Annotated in this window: 18 protein-coding genes; 12 read left to right on the plus strand and 6 right to left on the minus strand. The window is 68.2% G+C overall.

The window, feature by feature from the left end; translation table 11 throughout:
* Nucleotides 1-33 precede the first annotated feature (33 nt).
* Nucleotides 34-1,044, plus strand: a complete 1,011-nt coding sequence (locus tag ABD883_RS01985; RefSeq protein ID WP_247618920.1) for an isopenicillin N synthase family dioxygenase — start codon at nucleotides 34-36, stop codon at nucleotides 1,042-1,044.
* Between the two features lie 117 nt (nucleotides 1,045-1,161).
* Here ABD883_RS01985 and ABD883_RS01990 read toward each other — a convergent pair whose 3' ends face one another.
* Complete coding sequence (locus ABD883_RS01990; RefSeq protein WP_175406869.1) at nucleotides 1,162-1,329, minus strand: hypothetical protein; 168 nt, start codon at nucleotides 1,327-1,329, stop codon at nucleotides 1,162-1,164.
* A gap of 11 nt (nucleotides 1,330-1,340) precedes the next feature.
* On the opposite strand from ABD883_RS01990, the gene ABD883_RS01995 reads away from it, so the two are divergent.
* Nucleotides 1,341-1,778, plus strand: coding sequence for a DUF4913 domain-containing protein (locus ABD883_RS01995; RefSeq protein WP_247618919.1), 438 nt, complete (start codon nucleotides 1,341-1,343; stop codon nucleotides 1,776-1,778).
* Nucleotides 1,779-1,834: 56 nt separating this feature from the next.
* On the opposite strand, the gene ABD883_RS02000 is transcribed toward ABD883_RS01995, so the two are convergent.
* The 5 genes from ABD883_RS02000 to ABD883_RS02020 form a co-directional block, all read right to left on the minus strand.
* Nucleotides 1,835-2,572: a hypothetical protein gene (locus tag ABD883_RS02000; protein ID WP_345029402.1), complete on the minus strand. Its 738-nt coding sequence runs from the start codon at nucleotides 2,570-2,572 to the stop codon at nucleotides 1,835-1,837.
* A gap of 49 nt (nucleotides 2,573-2,621) precedes the next feature.
* Nucleotides 2,622-4,277: an Ig-like domain-containing protein gene (locus ABD883_RS02005; protein ID WP_425548408.1), complete on the minus strand. Its 1,656-nt coding sequence runs from the start codon at nucleotides 4,275-4,277 to the stop codon at nucleotides 2,622-2,624.
* Between the two features lie 462 nt (nucleotides 4,278-4,739).
* Nucleotides 4,740-5,438: a carboxylate-amine ligase gene (locus ABD883_RS02010; protein ID WP_295690319.1), complete on the minus strand. Its 699-nt coding sequence runs from the start codon at nucleotides 5,436-5,438 to the stop codon at nucleotides 4,740-4,742.
* Nucleotides 5,439-5,964: 526 nt separating this feature from the next.
* On the minus strand, nucleotides 5,965-6,711 hold the full coding sequence (locus ABD883_RS02015) for an ABC transporter ATP-binding protein (protein WP_137318756.1): 747 nt from the start codon (nucleotides 6,709-6,711) through the stop codon (nucleotides 5,965-5,967).
* A gap of 2 nt (nucleotides 6,712-6,713) precedes the next feature.
* Nucleotides 6,714-7,361, minus strand: coding sequence for an ABC transporter permease (locus tag ABD883_RS02020; protein WP_295690323.1), 648 nt, complete (start codon nucleotides 7,359-7,361; stop codon nucleotides 6,714-6,716).
* Nucleotides 7,362-7,674: 313 nt separating this feature from the next.
* On the opposite strand from ABD883_RS02020, the gene ABD883_RS02025 reads away from it, so the two are divergent.
* The 10 genes from ABD883_RS02025 (at nucleotide 7,675) to ABD883_RS02070 (ending at nucleotide 17,966) form a co-directional block, all read left to right on the plus strand.
* A complete protein-coding gene (locus ABD883_RS02025) occupies nucleotides 7,675-8,283 on the plus strand; it encodes a response regulator (protein ID WP_345029409.1) in 609 nt (202 codons plus the stop codon).
* A gap of 97 nt (nucleotides 8,284-8,380) precedes the next feature.
* A complete protein-coding gene (locus tag ABD883_RS02030; protein WP_345029411.1) occupies nucleotides 8,381-9,778 on the plus strand; it encodes an FAD-dependent oxidoreductase in 1,398 nt (465 codons plus the stop codon).
* A 43-nt stretch (nucleotides 9,779-9,821) separates the two neighbouring features.
* The gene (locus tag ABD883_RS02035) at nucleotides 9,822-10,670 is read left to right on the plus strand and encodes an ABC transporter permease (RefSeq protein WP_345029413.1); all 849 of its coding nucleotides are present in this window, start codon (nucleotides 9,822-9,824) and stop codon (nucleotides 10,668-10,670) included.
* The gene (locus tag ABD883_RS02040; RefSeq protein WP_345029415.1) at nucleotides 10,654-11,412 is read left to right on the plus strand and encodes an ABC transporter ATP-binding protein; all 759 of its coding nucleotides are present in this window, start codon (nucleotides 10,654-10,656) and stop codon (nucleotides 11,410-11,412) included. The genes ABD883_RS02035 and ABD883_RS02040 overlap by 17 nt, the downstream gene beginning before the upstream one ends.
* 351 nt (nucleotides 11,413-11,763) lie before the next feature.
* Complete coding sequence (locus ABD883_RS02045; protein WP_345029417.1) at nucleotides 11,764-13,371, plus strand: LPXTG cell wall anchor domain-containing protein; 1,608 nt, start codon at nucleotides 11,764-11,766, stop codon at nucleotides 13,369-13,371.
* Nucleotides 13,372-13,450: 79 nt separating this feature from the next.
* The gene (locus ABD883_RS02050; RefSeq protein ID WP_276087698.1) at nucleotides 13,451-14,527 is read left to right on the plus strand and encodes a glycosyltransferase family 2 protein; all 1,077 of its coding nucleotides are present in this window, start codon (nucleotides 13,451-13,453) and stop codon (nucleotides 14,525-14,527) included.
* A gap of 100 nt (nucleotides 14,528-14,627) precedes the next feature.
* Complete coding sequence (gene galE / locus ABD883_RS02055; RefSeq protein WP_247423605.1) at nucleotides 14,628-15,590, plus strand: UDP-glucose 4-epimerase GalE; 963 nt, start codon at nucleotides 14,628-14,630, stop codon at nucleotides 15,588-15,590.
* The gene (locus ABD883_RS02060; RefSeq protein ID WP_345029420.1) at nucleotides 15,587-16,462 is read left to right on the plus strand and encodes a hypothetical protein; all 876 of its coding nucleotides are present in this window, start codon (nucleotides 15,587-15,589) and stop codon (nucleotides 16,460-16,462) included. The genes galE and ABD883_RS02060 overlap by 4 nt, the downstream gene beginning before the upstream one ends.
* A 78-nt stretch (nucleotides 16,463-16,540) precedes the next feature.
* On the plus strand, nucleotides 16,541-17,005 hold the full coding sequence (locus ABD883_RS02065; protein WP_345029423.1) for a DUF3151 domain-containing protein: 465 nt from the start codon (nucleotides 16,541-16,543) through the stop codon (nucleotides 17,003-17,005).
* Between the two features lie 121 nt (nucleotides 17,006-17,126).
* The gene (locus ABD883_RS02070; RefSeq protein ID WP_345029425.1) at nucleotides 17,127-17,966 is read left to right on the plus strand and encodes a CPBP family intramembrane glutamic endopeptidase; all 840 of its coding nucleotides are present in this window, start codon (nucleotides 17,127-17,129) and stop codon (nucleotides 17,964-17,966) included.
* Nucleotides 17,967-17,978 lie beyond the last annotated feature (12 nt).

Here is a 17,978-nt window from a genome sequence, read left to right on the forward strand (position 1 = left end):
CGCCGCAAGCGACAACGAGACGAGGAGAGCACAATGTCAGATTCCACACTGCCGATCATCGACCTGTCCCGGGCCGACGATCCGAGTACGGCCCAGGCCTTTCGCGACGATCTCCGTCGCGTGACCCACAAAATCGGATTCTTCTACCTCACCGGCCACGGCATTCCCGCTGAGGACTTCGGCGAAATCATCGACGTGGCCCAGCGCTTCTTCGCTCTTCCTGAGGAGGAGAAGCTGGCGATCGAGAACACCAAGTCCCCTCACTTCCGCGGCTACACGCGGACGGGTGGGGAGCGAACGCGGGGGAAGGTCGACTGGCGGGAGCAGATCGACATCGGTCCGAACCGCGAACCGGTTGCAGATCCGCAGTTCCCCTTCGATCGGCTGACCGGTCCGAACCAGTACCCTGCGTCTCTGCCCGAGCTTCGTGAGGTGACCGACCGGTGGCACCGGCAGCTCACCGTTCTGGGCGGCAAGCTGCTGTCCGAATGGGCGCTGAGCCTCGGGCAGCCGGCAGACCTCTTCGCTCCGGCCTTCGAGGATGGTCCGGAGTCCTTCATCAAGATCATTCGCTACCCGGCCCCAGCTGACGAGACGGTCACGCAGGGGGTTGGAGAGCACCGCGACGGAGGAGTGCTCACGCTGTTGTACCCGCAGCCCGGCACCACAGGTCTGCAGGTGCTGACCGATGACGGCTACATCGACGCTGACCCGATCGAAGACGTCTTCATCGTGAACATCGGCAAGCTGCTCGAGGTTGCCACCGGCGGGTATCTGAGAGCCACGGTTCACAGGGTGCTCCCCACCCAGCCGGGGAAGGACCGGATCTCCGTCCCGTTCTTCTTCAATCCCGCACTGCGCAGCTCGCTGCCCGAGGTGCAGCTGCCTTCGGAGCTCGCCGCCCGCGCCCGTGGAGTCTCCCAGGACGAGCGGGACGCGCTGCACGCCGTCTACGGGGAGAATGCCTTTGCATCGCGGCTGCGGTCGCACCCCAACGTCGCGCAGAAGTACTACGCGGAGTTCGTGGAGGCGTCCCAAGTCTGATTGCCCTGGGTCAGGCTGGGATCCCTCGCTGTCGAGAACGCGGACGGTGTAGTCAGGCTTCTGAGGCGCCTGACGCCCGAGGCGCACCTGACGCGATAGGCCGGGGCCGGTGCGCCCTCAGTCAGTCCACTTCTCGAACTCTTCCGGGTCGACGTGCTCGACGAAGTCGCGGAACTCCTTGATCTCCTCTTCCTCGTCCTCGGACTGCACCTCGGTCTCGACGCTCACCTGGTCGTAGACGTCCTCGGCGACCCAGAGCGGCGCGTCGACCTCGCAGATCGGCAAGGAGGACCAGCATGTCGGATGACTTCGCACCGGCCGAACCCATCGAGGAAGCAACAGAGGAAGAGATCACGGAGACGGAGCCGGCCTTCGAGCCGTTCTACTCGTCCCTGGATCAGTGGGTGACTGATTGGCTGTTGCCGAACTACTCGCGGCCATTACGCGATGTCTCGCAGTTCCGGTGGGACCCGCAGTGGTGGCGGTACTCGGAGGTCGTGATGCGCCTGGAGGCGCTGTGGGCGTCCTGGGAGAAGATGCGGCTGGAGGGCGGGCCGGGAATCGTGACGTTCTTTCGCGACTACCTGGACCCGATGATGCGGGTCATCCTCGACCCGCAGGGGCCGTTCCATGCCTACGATCCGAACAAGACGGACCCGGACGGTGAGCGAGATATGCCGGAGCCGTTGCCGCATTCTCCGCTGACGGTTCCAGACCTGTTCCGACTCGACTGACCGGCACACGAAGGGGCACCCAACCGCTTTGGTTGGGTGCCCCTTTGATGTGTGCGTCAGCGTTGCTGGACGTGCTCGCGTTCGCGTGTGGGCTGACTCTGGCCTGCCTTGCGGACATGAGCCTTCGAATCAACGGAACGCCGCAGGTAGTCCTTAGCGTCGCCCGAGATGTTCTTGAGCGCTTCCCGTCTGGTGGCGGCTGCCTGTGGGTCGCGCTTGGCGACTTCGTCCAGATGCCGGCTCATGTCCCGGTTGTGCTGGGAGTCAGGCAGTGACGCTGCGGCTGCCAGGTGGCCGGTCTCGCGCTTCCGCGCAAGGTCGGCGTCGTCGCCGGCTGTATCGGCGGCGGTGTCGTAGTGCTTTTCCTCAGGGTGGGACTCCGAGTGGGTGCGGTCGGCATCAGCCCCAGCGTCCTCGCGTGTGGCTGTTTCGATTCGGGCGTCTCGCGCCTCCGGGTTCTCCGGGTCTGCCAGCAACGCGTCCGTGTCCTCGGCTGACAACCGGTCGAGGTAGTCGTCGGTGTCGATACCGGCCTCGGCGGCTTCACTCATCGCGGCCTCGCGGAGGGCAGGATCGTGGGCGGCTTCGTCCTCGGCCTGCGCCTGCTGTTCTTCCCGGACCGACTCGGCGGCGGTGTCGTCCGTGCGTTCCTCGGCACGCAGACGGCCAGCGGCATTGTGGTCGTCGAGGGCAGCTTGCAGTGCGTTGAAACGTGCGGTTCCATCGGCACCTTGAGAAGTCAGGTTTTCGATGTTGAGACCGTGCAAGTCCCGGACGCGGTCAGCGAACGCCATGTAGGCGCTGTTCGCCGGTCCGTGGCCCTTTGCTGCGAGGTCCTGGGCGTCAACGATGGAGCGAGCCAGGTGTGCGTTCGATGTCGACTTCCAGAACTGCGCCGAGTAGGCGTCCTTGTGTAGCGCCTTTGAATCGCCCCGGGTCTGGTGGAGGCTCTGATCCCACGGGAGGATGAGGAGCATGGCAGCACCGAGGAAGTACCCCGATGAGCTNGGGCTCCGTGGTCGGTTCCGTGGTCGGTTCCGTGGTGGGCTCCGTGGTCGGCTCCGGAGTCGGGACGATCGTCTTGGCGGAGTTCTCCAGGGTCAGCGCAACCGCAGCGTTCGACTCGGGCGTCACGGAGAAGGTGCCGTCTCCATTGTCGGTGACACCGTCACCGGTGATCGTGTAACCGTCCCATTCGAGACCGTCGACCGCAGGCAGAGCGATCTCGGAGATGACAAACGTCGAACCGAGTGGGAACCGGACTGACTGAGCGCGGTTCCCCTCGCCGAGGAGAACCTCCATTGTCCGCGTTTCCTCGCCGACCGTGTACTCGACGGTGAATTCGGTGCCCTCGGGAATCTCCGACGGATCAACACCGGTCACCGACTTCGCGATCGAGAAGCGGGTGAAGGCCGAACCGTCTCCGTCGCCGCCGCCGGACTGCCTGTACTCGTAGACGTAATCCCTCTGGGTGCCCTGCACGGTGTAGTCATTGCCGAACTTGTCCCCGACGAACACCTCACCGTCGGCTACGGTCAAGTACTGAATCATGTAGACGACCTTCCGATCGGAAGGCACGTTCTTGATATCGACCGAGAACTCACGCTCGCCGTTCGCTGCCGGAAAGTCGATGACAAGATCGTCCGCAGAAACGGGCTTCCATCCGCCCGTGTACTGGCCGGCCTCGTCGATCGCCTGAACCTGCACCCTGATGAAACCTCCCTCGTCAGTTCCGACGAGCGTGTGGTTCTCCACCTCCGTGGTACCGCGCTGCAGGGAGTCGTTGACCGTGATGGTGCCGTTGTCCGTGACACTCGACGGGATCTGGATGGTCCACTGGATCTGACCGCGCTCGTTGAGGCCGGAGGACTGCTTTCGCGGCTGCGTCGGAGCCGGATTGTTCGGCAGGATGCCCTGTCCGCCCGGCACCGTCACCGGCACGATCGCGTTGCCGACCTCGAACTCGACCGCGGTTTCCTGCGTGGCCCGTGTGGCCTGGACCTCGAGCCAGAGGTTTCCGCCGATCGACTCCTTGTCGTTGACGAAATCGGTCAGCGTGCAGATGACCTGAGACGGCCTCTCTTCACTGACCGTGCATTTCGCGACGGTGTCGCCCTCTGGGTTCTTGAGATCGAAGCTGGGGCTCTCCCGCTGGAACTCGGGCGGCAGAGTCATGCCGAAGGTGTCTCCGCCCTGTGCGTCGTTGGGCACAGTCCACTGAGCATCGATCCGCAGCTTGTCCCACTGCCTGGTCGGACCATCGGACCCATCTGATTTCTTCAGGGTGATGTTGGTGATTGCATCGGGGTAAGTGACGTCCGGGGACGCTGCTGAAGCGGGTGTCGTCATGGCGATCGACGCCAGGGCGACGAACAGCGCGAGTGCGAAACCCCACGCTCTTCTGACTGAAGTGGTCAAGACGGTTCTCCTACTGAGGGGACGGCGGTGAAGTGGCGATTGCCGGGGGCCCCGGACATTGTCGTGCAATGAGGCCCGCATCCGCTGGGGATGAGCGCGGGCGCAGTCGGACTGCTCCTGCTATTCACTGCCTAGACAAGGTATTTCCAGAGCCACAGTGTAGCGCAGCTGTGCGCATCCGCCATTTCTGTACTTTGTGTAACCGAAAGTCCGAGGTGGCTCGGAAGGGAGTGATTCGTCTCAGTTCCGGTTCTCCCGACAGCGGCGTGGAGCGCAAGCAGGGCGCCCAGAATCGAAGCCCGCGCGGGGAGATCCCTGCGCTATGGTCGGAGCGTCATGAACGATCACACCGCTAACCCCAGTGCGGGCCGTCACCCACGCTCAGGGACTGCTCCGGTGCCCGTCATCGGAGGGGGTGCGGCGGGCATCCGGTGTGCCGCAGTTCTCGCAACCGCCGGCGCGGCAGTCACCATCGTCGCCCCAGGAAGGCGACCGAGTGCCGAGTTGCCGCCGTTGTCGAAGACGGTCTTCGCGGAGCCTCTCTCACTGGCCGCACACCGCACAGGTCTGCCTTCCAGTGAGCATGCCGCATCCGACTCCTCTGGACCGCCCACCGCTGATCGCGCATGCCTCCGGGAGGGTGGCGACGCGGGATTCGTAGTCGGCGAGGTCGTGGAAGCGCGGCGGTATGCCGTTGACCAGCCAGCGCCGGTACTGGATGGTCCGCCAGCTCGCGAACCCGGTGTCCGCGCCCTGCCACACGGGCGAGTTCGCTCCGAGCGCGACCAGCACCGGCAGCCAGGGGCGCAGCCCGTTGAGGGCCCGGACGCCGGTGGCGAGGTCGGCCAGACCCACGTGGACGTGCAGGCCGTTGACATGATGGTCGACGGTGAAGCGCGGGGCGAGCTCGGCGAGGGTCGAGTAATGAGCCCCGGGACTCACCTCGGAGGGTGAGCGCGGGTGGTCCGGTGCGGTCCCCAGGGCCGCGACCGCGAACCCAATGCGGTCCGCGGTCGCGGCGAGTGCGCGGCGGAAACCGAGCAGTTTGGACAGTGCCGTGCCGGTCTCGGTGTGCACGGGGGAGTTGTACTCGAGCTGGCAGGTGAACCATTCGGCGGTCGCGCTCCCGCCGGCGACCTCGAGCGCGTGGAGCGTGCGCGTCTGCTCGGGGGAGGGGGAGGCCGGCAGTCCGGTGTCCCGATCGATGAGGAGGTACTCCTCCTCGATTCCGAATGTCGTCATGGCCGACCGCCTCGTCGTCGAAGGGCCGAGGCGCCGATGCGAGTCGCAGCGGCCCTCGCCGAGCGGCCGCCCTGCACCTCGGGTAGAAGCAACCTATTACGCGGACGCCGGTTCGGCAATGAGCGCCGGCCGGACGATGCCGCCGGTGCACTGCGGCGATTCGGCGGATCAGCCGGTCGGGATGGCCACGATCGGATCCGTGGTCGGCGCCGCCGACCCGCCCTCGGGCTCGACGGTGATCGTGAACGTCGATCAGACGGGCACCCGGTCGAACGCTGTCGGCGCGCGTCCTGCCGCCGGTCATCGAGGCGGCCCAACCCCGTCGCGCGTATTCCCGGCGGAGGTGCGGTTGCCTGCGCGGGATTCCGCTTCCACTCATCACTGCCGCCCCAACTATCGTGCCAATTCGCCGAACCTCGACCGGATGCGGGACTTCGTGAGATTTGTTCCGCGCGGTGATCGGTTCTGCGCACCGGGCGGGATTCGACCCGACCGGCAGCTCTCGGATCACGGGTCCGGGAGCAGGTCAGTCCAGGCGGCCGCCGCGGATCGTCAAGGCTGTGTCGGCCAGGGGCACGAACTCGGTATCGTGGGTGACGACGACCGTTGCGGTGTCGAACTGCCGGGTCGTCGCCACGATGAGGTCGATGATGGCTCTCGAGCGGTCGTGATCGAGCGCGGACGTGGGTTCGTCGACCAGCATGACCTTCGGTCGTCCCATGAGAGCTCGCGCGACGTTCACCCGTTGCCGTTGACCACCGGACAGCTGATGCGGTCGCCGGTCGGCGGCGGCGGCCAGACCGACGACCTCGAGCAGCTCGTGCGCCCGCTGGCCGGCACGGGCCAGCTGCCGGCCCCGGGCCCCGCGCAGATGCTCAGTGAGCACGAGCTGGTCGTGCGCGGTGAGCAACGGGAGCAGGTTGGGCTGCTGGAAGATCGTGCCGAGCTGCGTTCTCCGCAGCATCGCGCGGTCCTTCTCCGGCAGTCCGGTGAGCTCGCGACCTGCCAGGCGCACCGATCCCGAACTCGGACCGATGAGGGTCGACGCGACGGCCAGGAGCGAGGACTTGCCGGATCCCGACGGTCCCACGAGAGCAGTGACGGTTCCCGACTCGGCGGAGAGATCGACGGCGGCCAGGGCGCGGATGGTGCGGGGTGCGCCGTTCTCGTCCACGCCATCGGGGTAGACGAGGCTGACGTTCTCGAGCCGGAGCGCGGGAGCGGATCGGTGGGGTGCGGGGGAGGGCAGGGGCTGAGGCGTCGATGAGTGCATGGTCAGTTCCCTCCGAGAGCGAGCAGGGGATCGATCCGGGTCACGCGCCGGGTGGCCAGTGCAGCCCCGATCAGACCGAGGACGAATACGCCGAGCACCGGCGTGAGGATGGTCATCGGCGTCAGCGCGAACGGCACTGCGGAGCCGACCGCCGCTCCTCCGGCGGCGCCGGCTGCGCCTCCGGCCGCAGCTCCGAGGAGCACGACGAAGGCGGCCTGGGTCATGGAGTCCCGTACGAGGTAACCGCGGGAGGACCCCAATGCGCGAAGGACGGCGAGATCCCGGGTGCGCTGGATGGTCCACACGGTGAGGAAGGACACCACGACGAGGGCGGAGATGCCGTAGAGGAATGCCTGCATCATGAGGAGCGAACCGCGCTCGGACTGGTAGGCGGGCAGCGCGGAGAAGGCCCGCAGCTCATCGGCTGTGATGACCGACTCAGTGAACGACGGCTCGTCGCCGTCGTCGTCCGGGGCGGCGAAGACGATATGCGACGCGCCGAGGTTCTCCAGGGCCGAGGTGTTCTGCCGGCCCAGTCCGTCGGTCAGACCGGTGAGCAGCACGAGCAGCAGGGTGATGAGTGCGACCACGCCGCCGATCAGGGCGAAGCGCCCCTTCGCGAAGACGATATCGCGGAAGGCCAGGTACATGTCTGCTCTCCGAGGTCGGTAGGAATGTCGGGTGTCCATCCATCATGGTGGAGGGGGCGCGGGCGCGGATCGCCCCACCGGTTGAACTGCAGGGATCAACCGGACGACGTGGAGATCATCCGATCGGTTGACTCCATCCGGAGCGGCGGCCGGTATCATCTGCGGTGAGCCGGCGGATCGGCGGCTCGGCGCGTCGGGTCCGGTGGGTGCGGACGCGCGGAAGAGACGGGCGACGGGCCCTGCGGAGACCGGTCGTCGAGCGTCGTCGTCGCACGATCCACCGGTGGGAGGCGCAGTGCCGCGGGTACACGTGATGATCGTCGATGACCATCCCGTCGTGCGCGCAGGTCTGTGCGCCCTGGTGAACGGGCTCGAGACCATGACGGTGGCGGTCGAGGCCGGCACGGCCGAGGAGGCGCTGCTGCGCCTCGAGGAATTCGGCGCGCAGATCGATGTCATCATGATGGATCTGCGGATGGGCGCGGGAATGTCCGGGATCGAGGCGACTCGACTGATCCGGGAGCGCTGCGATATCCCGGTGCTGATCATGACGGCGTTCGACACCCAGGCCGACGTCGTGGCGGCGCTGGAGGTCGGCGCCATAGGCTACCTGCTCAAGGACTGCCCGGCCGACGAAATCGCGCGTGCTGTGGAGGACGCGGCGGCCGGGAGATCGGTGCTCTCTCCGTCCGTCATCGCACAGATGATGAAGCGGATCGCCTCCCCGGCGACAGCCCTGACCCCGCGCGAGATCGAGATCCTCGAACTCCTCTCCGGCGGTGCCACCAACCGCCAGCTGGCGCGCCGGCTGTTCATCTCCGAGGCGACAGTCAAGACCCACCTCGTGCACATCTTCGACAAGCTCGGAGCGGACAATCGGACCCAGGCGATCGAACGCGCCCGCGACGAGCGCGTGATCTGAGCAGTCGTCGCAACGAGGTCGGCGTCGGGTCGCGACGAACAGGCAGAGGCGCCGCGGTCATGGCCGGCGAGGCCATCTCAGGTAGTGTCGGTATGCCATGTGCGATGAATCCCGCTCCGCCGCCGCTCCGGGCCTTCACCCTGACTCCGTCGGCGGTGCGGTGCTCGTCGTCGGCGCAGGCGAGGCCGGTTCGCGGGTGGCCGGTGCACTTGCCGGCAGGGGCGCACCGGTCGTCGTCCTCTCCCCCGACGGTTCGCCCGGCGTCGAACTGCCGCCGCTGTCGAAGAAGCTCTTCGCGGAATCGTTGACGCTCACCGCGCACAGCGTGGACCCGGCCGCCGCAGACTCCGGTCCGGGACATGCCGTGTCCAGAGGCTCGAGCGTCGCACTTCTTCAGGGCGCAGCGGTCGAGCTCGACCTCGACACCCGCTCTGTCCGGCTCGACACCGGGGAGTGGGTCCACGGCTCCGCCATCGTCATCGCCACCGGATCCGCCGCCCGGATCCTCGACATCGAGCTGCCCGGGGGCCCGGCCTTCACTCTGCACTCCGCCGCCGACGCACAGGCGATCCGCGAGCACCTCGCGGCGCTCCGCTCCGGTTCCGCCCAGGACACCCCCGTGGACATCGGCATCATCGGCTCCGGCTTCCTCGCGCTCGAGCTCGCCCGCGGTGCGGTGGACGCCGGCCACACGGCGACCGTGCACCTCAACGGGCCGCGCCCGCTGCCCCGGCTCAGCGCACCGCTGAGTGACGCCGTCATGGCGCTCCATGAATCCGCCGGCGTCCGCTTCGTCCCGCACTCCACACCGGTCGACTACGTCGCCCGCGACTTCTGGATCACGGCCGTCGGAGCGCAGGCCGCCACGGACTTCGCCGGCCGTGGCGTCCAGCGCACGAGCGCGGGCGCGCTCCTCACCGACGCCCACCTCCGGGTCCTCGCTGCGGGCGGCGCCCCGCTGGAGGCGGTCTACGCGATCGGTGACTGCGGGCAGGTGGCGCACGGCCCGATGGCGGCCTACGGCCCCCAGGAATCCGAACCGGTGGCCGCCTCGCAGGGGGAGTGGCTCGGTCGGTGCCTGGGTGCCGCATCGAACCACGCCGAAGCACCGGGCCCCGCCGAGCCCGACCCCTCCGAACACGTGGAGCCGGGCCACTCCGCGCCGACCGCCGCCTGGAGCGACCTCCCGTGGCACTGGAGCTTCCAGGGCCCCGTGCGCGTCTTCACCGCCGGCATGTCCGCCGCCGCATCTCAGGGCGAGCCCGTGGTCCTCGGTGACCTGGCGACGGGGAGCGGGCAGGTGGCGCTGTTCGCCTCGGAGGCGGATGACGCCCCGCTCATCGGCATCGAGACCCTGGGCCCGCCCAAGCCGCACCTCGCAGCCCGTCGGCTGCTCGCCTCGGGCACGGTGCCCACCCGAGCGCAGGTGAGCGCACCCGGTTTCGACCTCGTCACGGCCTCGCGCCTGGCCGGCTCCGGGCCTGCGAGGGCGTAGACTTAGCGGGTCAGAGTCCCCACCGGAGAGTGTCCCGCAGTCTATGAGCTTGTCCGAACTGGCCGCCGCGAACTCGCTCGAGCGCGTCGGCGCCCGGCCGTCGTTCACCGATTACGTCACCGAGGTGTGGCGGCGCCGGGACTTCACATACTCCCTGGCGAAGTACCGCATCCAGAGCGAGAACGAGCGGAATCGCCTGGGCATGCTCTGGGTCGTGCTGCGGCCGATCCTCTCCGCGATGGTCTACGGCCTCGTGTTCGGGCTCATCCTCGCCGGCATGCGCCCGGCGAACTTCGTGCCCTTCCTCATCATCGGCGTGTTCTTCCTCGAGTTCTTCAACACCTCGATGAACGGCGGCGCGAAGTCGATCATCAGCAATACCGCGCTCGTGCAGTCCCTGCCGTTCCCCCGCATGGTGCTGCCGATCGCCACGGTCCTGCAGAACCTGCTCAATTTCATGCCGACCCTGCTGCTGATGTTCGTCCTCACCATGCTGTGGGGGGCGCGGCCGAACCTCTCCTGGTTCCTCTTCATCCCACTCATCGCGTTGTTCTACCTGTTCAACCAGGGTGTGGCGCTGATCTTCGCGCGGCTCACGGTGCACGTGCGCGACCTCAGCCAGTTCGTGCCGTTCATCTCCCGCCTGATCTTCTACACCTCGGGAGTGTTCTTCGACCCGCGCACCGTGCTCGAGCCCTACCCCACCCTGCAGGCGGTCTACGCCTGGCACCCGCTCAACGAGGTGCTCTCGATCGCCCGCGGCATCCTGCTCGACGAGTACTCGATCCCGTGGGACTACTGGTGGAAGCTCGCGATCTGGGCCGTCGTCATCCTCGTCGTCGGCACGGTCTTCTTCTGGAAGGCGGAGGAGCGCTATGGCCGAGAGAACTGAGAAGCCCGCCGAGGGCCAGCCCGTCGTCGCCTGCGACGACGTCCACGTCGAGTTCCGCACCCTGGCCACCGGCAAGCCGATCAAGCCCAGCATGAGCAGCGGCCTGCTCCAGCGCGGCCGGTCCCTGCGCACGGTGCACGCGCTCAAGGGAGTGACCTTCGTGGCGCGCGCCAACGAGTCGATCGGCATCATCGGTACGAACGGCTCGGGCAAGTCCACCCTCATGCGCACGATCACCGGGCTCACCCCGGCCACCCGCGGTGCGGTCTACGCGAAGTCACGGCCCAACCTGCTGGGCGTGGGTGCTGCCCTCATCCCGGATCTGTCCGGCGGCAACAACATCATCCTCGGCGGCCTCGCGATGGGCATGGAGCGGTCCGAGATCGAGGCGCAGTACGACGACATCGTCGAGTTCACCGGGCTCGAGGACTTCATCGACATGCCCATGCGCACGTATTCCTCCGGCATGTCCGCCCGACTCAAGTTCGCGATCGCCACAGCCAAGGAGCACGAGATCCTCATCGTCGACGAGGCGCTGAGCGTGGGCGACCGCGACTTCCAGAAGAAGAGCGAGAAGCGCATCCGCGACATCCGCGAGCGTGCCGGCACCGTGTTCCTCGTCTCCCACTCGATGCGCTCGATCCGCGACACGTGCAACCGCACCATCTGGATCGAGAAGGGTGAGCTCCGCGCCGACGGCGACACCGATGCGGTGGTCAAGGAGTACGAGCAGCACCGGTGAGGCGGCGCGCCGGCCGAGGTGTGAGCAGTCCGCCGGCCGGGCCGGTCAATGCTGCGGATCGGGCCCGCCGGCCCCGGCACGATCCGTGCTGGCAACCGCGCCGGGGTGCCCCATTCCGCGACCAGCCCCGCGCCCCGTGGTGATGACGGTGACCGCGTTTCAAGTGCGCGGTCGTATTGCTGTATGAACACAATGATCACAAATACTTGAATGCTATATCGGCAGATACCATTCAGTTGTCACCGTTCTCGGAAGAGAACAACTGGGATACGCGATACCAGCGCATCGGGCCGACGCCTCAGTGGAAGACCACGGATACCGGGGGGCGCGGTGAGACCGAAGGAGCACCCTGTGAAACGTATCAGAACACGGTTGAAGGCATTCGTGGCGGCATCGGCAGGTGCTACCCTGCTGGCGCTCGGCACCGCCATCCCGTCGAACGCCGAGACCAGCAACCCCAGCGACGTCTGCGAGGTCGTCGAGGAGGTTAAGTGGACGGCCAAGTCGAAGATCGCCCCCGGTAGCAACGCCGTGCACGAACCGAAGGTCGCCACGCTCAACGGAGACGTCGCCATCGACGGCTGGTGGCAGAACCACTCTCCCATCGCCGGCAAGGGCGAGGCGGGCGTCGACACCTGGGAGGAGGCGGGCACGCCAAACTTCCGCGTCATCGTCGGCACTGTCGAGCCGCTGTACGACGTCGAGGCCGAGGTGACGCTCGATTCTGACGACGTCACGTTCGCCGAGCCCGGTGAGTTGGTCAGCCCTGCGCGCGCTGCCACTCCGGAGCAATACCGGAAGATCCCCCTCGAGAATCTCAAGGAGCCGGTCAAGAAATCCGGGTCACTCATCGAGTGGGGGATCACCGAGAACGGCAAGATGACGGCGGTCCCCAACGCGGACCCGAAGCGGGCAGAGGGCTCGTCCGCGCAGTTCACCGTTGCCGGCAAGCTCGGCAATCCCGCGGAGATGGATGAGAAAAAAGTCAAAGAAATTACGGTGACTTTGACCTTCACCGCCAAGCACACCACGCACAAGATGTGCGAAGACGGGATCGCTGACGGTAACCTCGACGAGTGCGCCGTCGACTGGAAGGCCGCGGCAGTCATCGACCGCCGCCTCGACGACTACCCGAACCAAGGATACGTCTCCGCTGTCGGCGACGAATACGGCTACTTCAAGACCCACCATTGGATGGGCGGGGGTGACCGACTCTACTGGCGCATCCCGGTGGCCACCCGCCATGCGATCGAGGCAGGCAGTCAGATCACTGTGAGCCGCGGCGACAACTGGACCTGGGACGAGACCCAGCAGATCGAGGACCTGACCGGGCGCGACGACACCCGCGAAGGGCTGGGGCCGTTCTTCTTCAACACCTTCACCGGGGAAGAGGGCTATCAGAACGTTCCCGACGGCGAGCCGGACTTCAAGTGGGACGAGGGCACGCTGACGATCACGCTGCCGGCGATGCCCGCCGACAGCCATGCGATGTTCGTGCTCACCGGCACCCCCGGCGAGGAAACCGATGTAAAGAACACGAGCTACCGCATTGACGCCACCTACAAGGGTGAGTACACGCCCGAGGCGCTCAAGGCCATGGACTGCGGTGAGACTGCGACCCCGACCCCGACGGACACGGCGACCCCGACCCCGACCCCGACGGACACGGCGACCCCGACCCCGACCCCGACGGACACGGCGACTGCGACCCCGACGGACACGGCGACTGCGACCCCGACAGCCGGCCCGTCCACCGAGGCGCCGCAGCCGGGCGGATCGGGCGCTGACGGCGCGGGCCCTGCACCGAGCGACCGCCCGGGTGGAGGTTCGGGCTCCGACGGCTCCGCCGGAAGCCTCCCGCGCACCGGCGCACAGGGACTCGGCATCGCCGGGATCGGCGCGCTGCTCGTCCTCGCCGGAGCGGGGGCAGTGATGTTCGCCAAGCGCCGCGAGAGCTGATCGGCCGGTGACCGCATGAGCGGCATCTGAGATTCGTCTCAGATGCCGCTCATCTGCGCTGTGGGAGTATTGATCCGTGTTGAAACGATCCCAGCGGCTCACCGCGGATGCCCTGCCGCCGCTGCCCGCCCGGCCAGGAGTCTCCTACATCATGCCGGTCCTCAACGAGGCCGAGCACATTTCTGCCGCGATCACCACGATCCTCGACCAGGAATACGCCGGCGAGAAGGAGATCGTGCTCGCACTCGGCCCGTCGACCGATGAGACGACGTCGATCGTCACCACGCTCGCCGCGGGCGAACCGCGCATCCACATAGTCCACAACCCGGCCGGTGACACCCCGACGAGCCTCAACCTCGCCATCGCCGCCACCTCGCACCCGGTGATCGTCCGCGTCGACGCTCACTCCGAGCTCACCGGCGACTACACCGACACTGCGATCGCAGTGCTGCGCGACACCGGGGCCGCCAACTGCGGCGGGCTCATGCTCGCCCGCGGTCGGACCCCGTTCCAGAAGGCCGTCGCCCGGGCCTACATGTCCCGCGTGGGTCTGGGCGGTCCCGCCTATCACACCGGGGACGAGCCGCAGGAATCCGAGTCGGCCTACCTGGGCATCTACCGCCGCGAGGTGTTCGACGTGCTCGGCGGCTTCGATTCCACCTTGCGCCGCGGTCAGGACTGGGAGCTCAACCTCCGCATCCGCGAGGCCGGCGGACGGATATGGTTCGACCCCCGTCTCGAGGTCACCTACTGGCCGCGCACCACGTGGAGGAAGATCGTCCAGCAGTTCCACGCCACCGGGATCTGGCGCGCCGAACTCATCCGCCGCCACGGCACCAAGAACTCCTGGCGCTACTTCGCTCCGCCGCTTTTGGTGCTCGGCGTGGCGGCCTCCCTCATCGAAACGCTCCTCCAGCTCTCCGGGGCCACCCACACCTGGCCGCGGTTCCTCCGCCACTTCACCGCACTCGTCCACGTGCCGAGCCTCGCCTACGTCGCCGGTATCGTCGCCGCAGCCGGGCAGGCGCGGGACTGCGGCAGGCGGGAGCGAGCGTGGTTCGCTCTCGTGCTCCCCACCATGCACCTGAGCTGGGGCGCCGGTTTCCTCCGCGGCCTGCTCACCGGCGCCGGCACGGCGGCTGACCGCTCCCGCTGAGTTCCGCGCCGGCACCCCGGCTATCCTCGAGAGGGAATCGTCGATGCTCCCGGCACCGGCACGTCCCCGAATCACACCCGACGAAAGGCGTCAGGCGCTCATGAGCACATTGGTCACCGGCGGGGCCGGGTACATCGGCTCCCACGTCGTCCGCCTCCTCGAGCAGCGCGGCGAGCAGGTCGTCGTCGTCGACGACCTCTCCAACGGCATCCCCGCCCGCGTGCCGAACGCCACGTTGGTCGAGCTCGACCTGTCGGCCGCCGACGCCGAATCCCGGCTGCGGGCGGTAATGGAGGAGCACGCGGTCACCGCGGTCATCCACTTCGCGGCGAAGAAGCAGGTGGGGGAGTCGGTGGAGCGCCCGCTCTGGTACTACCGCAACAACGTCGAGGGGCTGGCGAACCTGCTCGCCGCGATGGAGTCCGCGGACGTCACCACGATGGTGTTCTCCTCCTCGGCCGCGGTCTACGGCATACCCGACATCGGGATCGTGCCGGAGAAGATCGACTGCCGCCCGATCAACCCGTACGGGCAGACGAAGCTCGTGGGGGAGTGGATGATCGACAACGCCGCCCGCCACGGCCTGCGTGCGATCAAGCTGCGCTACTTCAACGTCGCCGGCACCGGGTGGCCGGAGCTCGCCGACACCGCGGTGATGAACCTCATCCCGATCATCCTCGACCGCGTCGCCATGGGCCGCGCACCGGTGGTGTTCGGCGACGACTACCCCACTCCGGACGGCACGTGCATCCGCGACTACGTCCACGTCGCCGACCTCGCCGACGCCCACATCGCCGCCCTCGACCACATCGCAGCCGGGGGCATCGCGGAGTCCGTGTTCAACGTCGGCACCGGGCGGGGCGCCTCGGTCCTCGAGGTCATCGATGCGATGTCGTCCGCGCTCGGCCGCGAGCTCACCCCGGAGATCGCGCCGCGACGGCCCGGCGACCCGCCCCAGCTCGTCGCCGACGTCTCCGCGATCGAACGCGAGCTCGGCTGGCGGGCCTCCCGCGGCCTGTCCGCCATCGTGGAATCGGCCGTGCCCGCCGAGCTGCGCCCATGAGCGATGCCGAGCAGAGCGACGCCGCGCAGCAGCCGCGCCGGTTCTACGCCCCGCTCATCGCCGGGGCGATCGTGCTGGCCGCGGTCATCGCCCTCGTCATCGCCAATGCCGTGCGCCAGCCCGAGGCGCTCACCGTCGACGCCCTGCAGAGCCCTGCGGTGGGTGCGCTCGGTGCAGGTGAGGACATCTACCCGGCGAACTCCGCCGAGGCGATCGAGGAGAACGTCAAGTTCGGGTACCTGCCGGCAGTCGCCACCGCCCTGCTGTCCGACGGCACCGTGGCGCTCGCCGACCCGGAGACCGGCCAGGAGGACCTGGGGCTGGAGAAGCCGCTCGAGCAGACGGACGCGGCGGCCTTCACCGCCGCGCGCATCGCTCCGGCCCCGCTGTCGGCCGACCCCGAGGGGGAGGCCGAGGAGGCGGAGACCACCCGCGACGGCACCCCGATCACCTGGGAGCAGGCGCTCATGGAGTACGGCGACGCGACGGTGTTCATGCCCGAGGTCGCCTCCGCCCAGGTCATGGGCCCCGTGCTCGAGGCGATCGAGGCCGGCGGCCGGCCGGAGGGTGTGATCATCCGCTCGTCCGACCTCGAAGTGCTGCGGATCGCTGTCGACCGTGACATCACCGCGCTGTACTCCGGAGACGCCACCGCGGTGACGCCGGACGCGCTGCTCGATGCCGGCGTCGCCATGGCCGCGGTGCCCGCTGATTCGGACGAGCTCGACACCTGGCTCGGCTCCGAGGTGGAGGTGTGGGCGACCGGAGCGGAGTCGGCCGGCGCATTCGCCGACCTTGCCGAACGTGGGGTGTTCGGTGCGCTGAGCGCGAATCCGTTCGCCATCCAGCCCTCGAACGTGAAGACTGACTGAGACGAGCCGCGTGCGCGGACCGCACGCCCGCTGACACCCGCGACCTGCGGGAACCACCCATCGGAGGAGAACGACACCATGTCACAACCCATCGGCAGCCCCGTGAGCATCGGCAATCTCGACGCCTCGCAGCTCGGCCCGCAGCCCACGCACCTGCCCGAGGACCACCCCGACGTCGAGGCGAAGAGCCGGATCGACGCCGGCGAGGAGCCCCTCGACGTCGCCCACGACCTGCCGGCGAGCTCTCTCGCCTGGGCGCTGCTCGCAGACGAGGCGTTCGACGAGGGCCGCAAGGTCGATTCCTACGCCTACGCCCGGGTGGGGTACCACCGCGGCCTCGATGCGCTCCGGCAGGCGGGCTGGCGCGGCGCCGGCCCGATCCCTTACTCCCACGAGGTCAACCGCGGATTCCTCCGCGCGCTCTACGCACTCGGCCGGGCGGCCGCATCGATCGGCGAGGCCGAGGAGGCCGCGCGGGTGGAGAAGTTCCTCCGCGAGTCCGACCCCGAGGCGATCGACCGCATCGCCGCCGACCTCCGCTGAGCGGAGCGTTACGCCGGCTGCGGACTCGGCGAGTTACTCCTCGGTAACGTACTCTGTCCCCCTGCAGAACGGACTTCGTGCGCACCTGACGACCTGGAAGGCCTGGTGTGCGGTCGTCGTCATGCCTGCGCTCATCATCGGCTCGACCGTCGCGGTCCTCAGCGGGCTGGCCGAGAGCCAGGGGGCCCGGGAGACGCTGGGCGCGCTGCTCATGCCGGTGCAGTTCATCGCCATCGCCGCGCTCGCCCTGGGGGCCATCGCCCTCGTCGCGCTCAAGCTGCCCACGGTCGAGGACCTCGGGCTGCGGCGCGGGCTGAGCGGCCGCGACGCGTTCGTCGTCCTCGGCGTCTTCGCGGTTACCCACCTGCTGTTCCGGCTCCTCGCGTTCGTCCCCGTGCAGGACACCGACAGCGCCACGGAGATCTTCGCCGAGATGAAGCTCGACGGCCCCCTCCTGCCGGCCACCGTGGTAGTCGTTGCGAGCTTGATCGGTGCCCCGATGTGCGAGGAGATCCTCTGCCGCGGTGCCGTGCTGCGGCCGACCCACGACCACCTCGCCCGCGGAGGCCGGGCCGGGCTGGGAGCAGTGCTCGGCATCCTCGTCAGCGCGGTGATGTTCGCCTTCCCGCACCTCGGCGGGTCCCTCACCGGGGTCGAGGCGATCTCCTACCTCATCACCGGCGCCGCGTTCGGCATCGTGTACGTGCTCACCGGGTCGATGACCGCCGCCATGATCGCCCACGCCCTGCAGAGCTGGGCGGCGTTCGGGCAGGTGCTCGTGTTCGGCCGGGGCGACGCTTCGGTCTCCCCCCTCATCTGGGTCCTCGCCCTCGGCTGCCCGCTCTGGGTGTACCTGTGTGCCCGCGGCCTGCGCGCCCTGCTCCCGCACGACCGCAGGGGCGCGGCGCCGGCCGACAGTGCGCAGCCCGCCGGTGGCGGAGGCGCCCCGGACCGCCGGTAGACTGGCGGGGTC

It is taken from the genome of Brevibacterium pityocampae (assembly GCF_039541555.1).
GTDB lineage: Bacteria > Actinomycetota > Actinomycetes > Actinomycetales > Brevibacteriaceae > Brevibacterium > Brevibacterium pityocampae.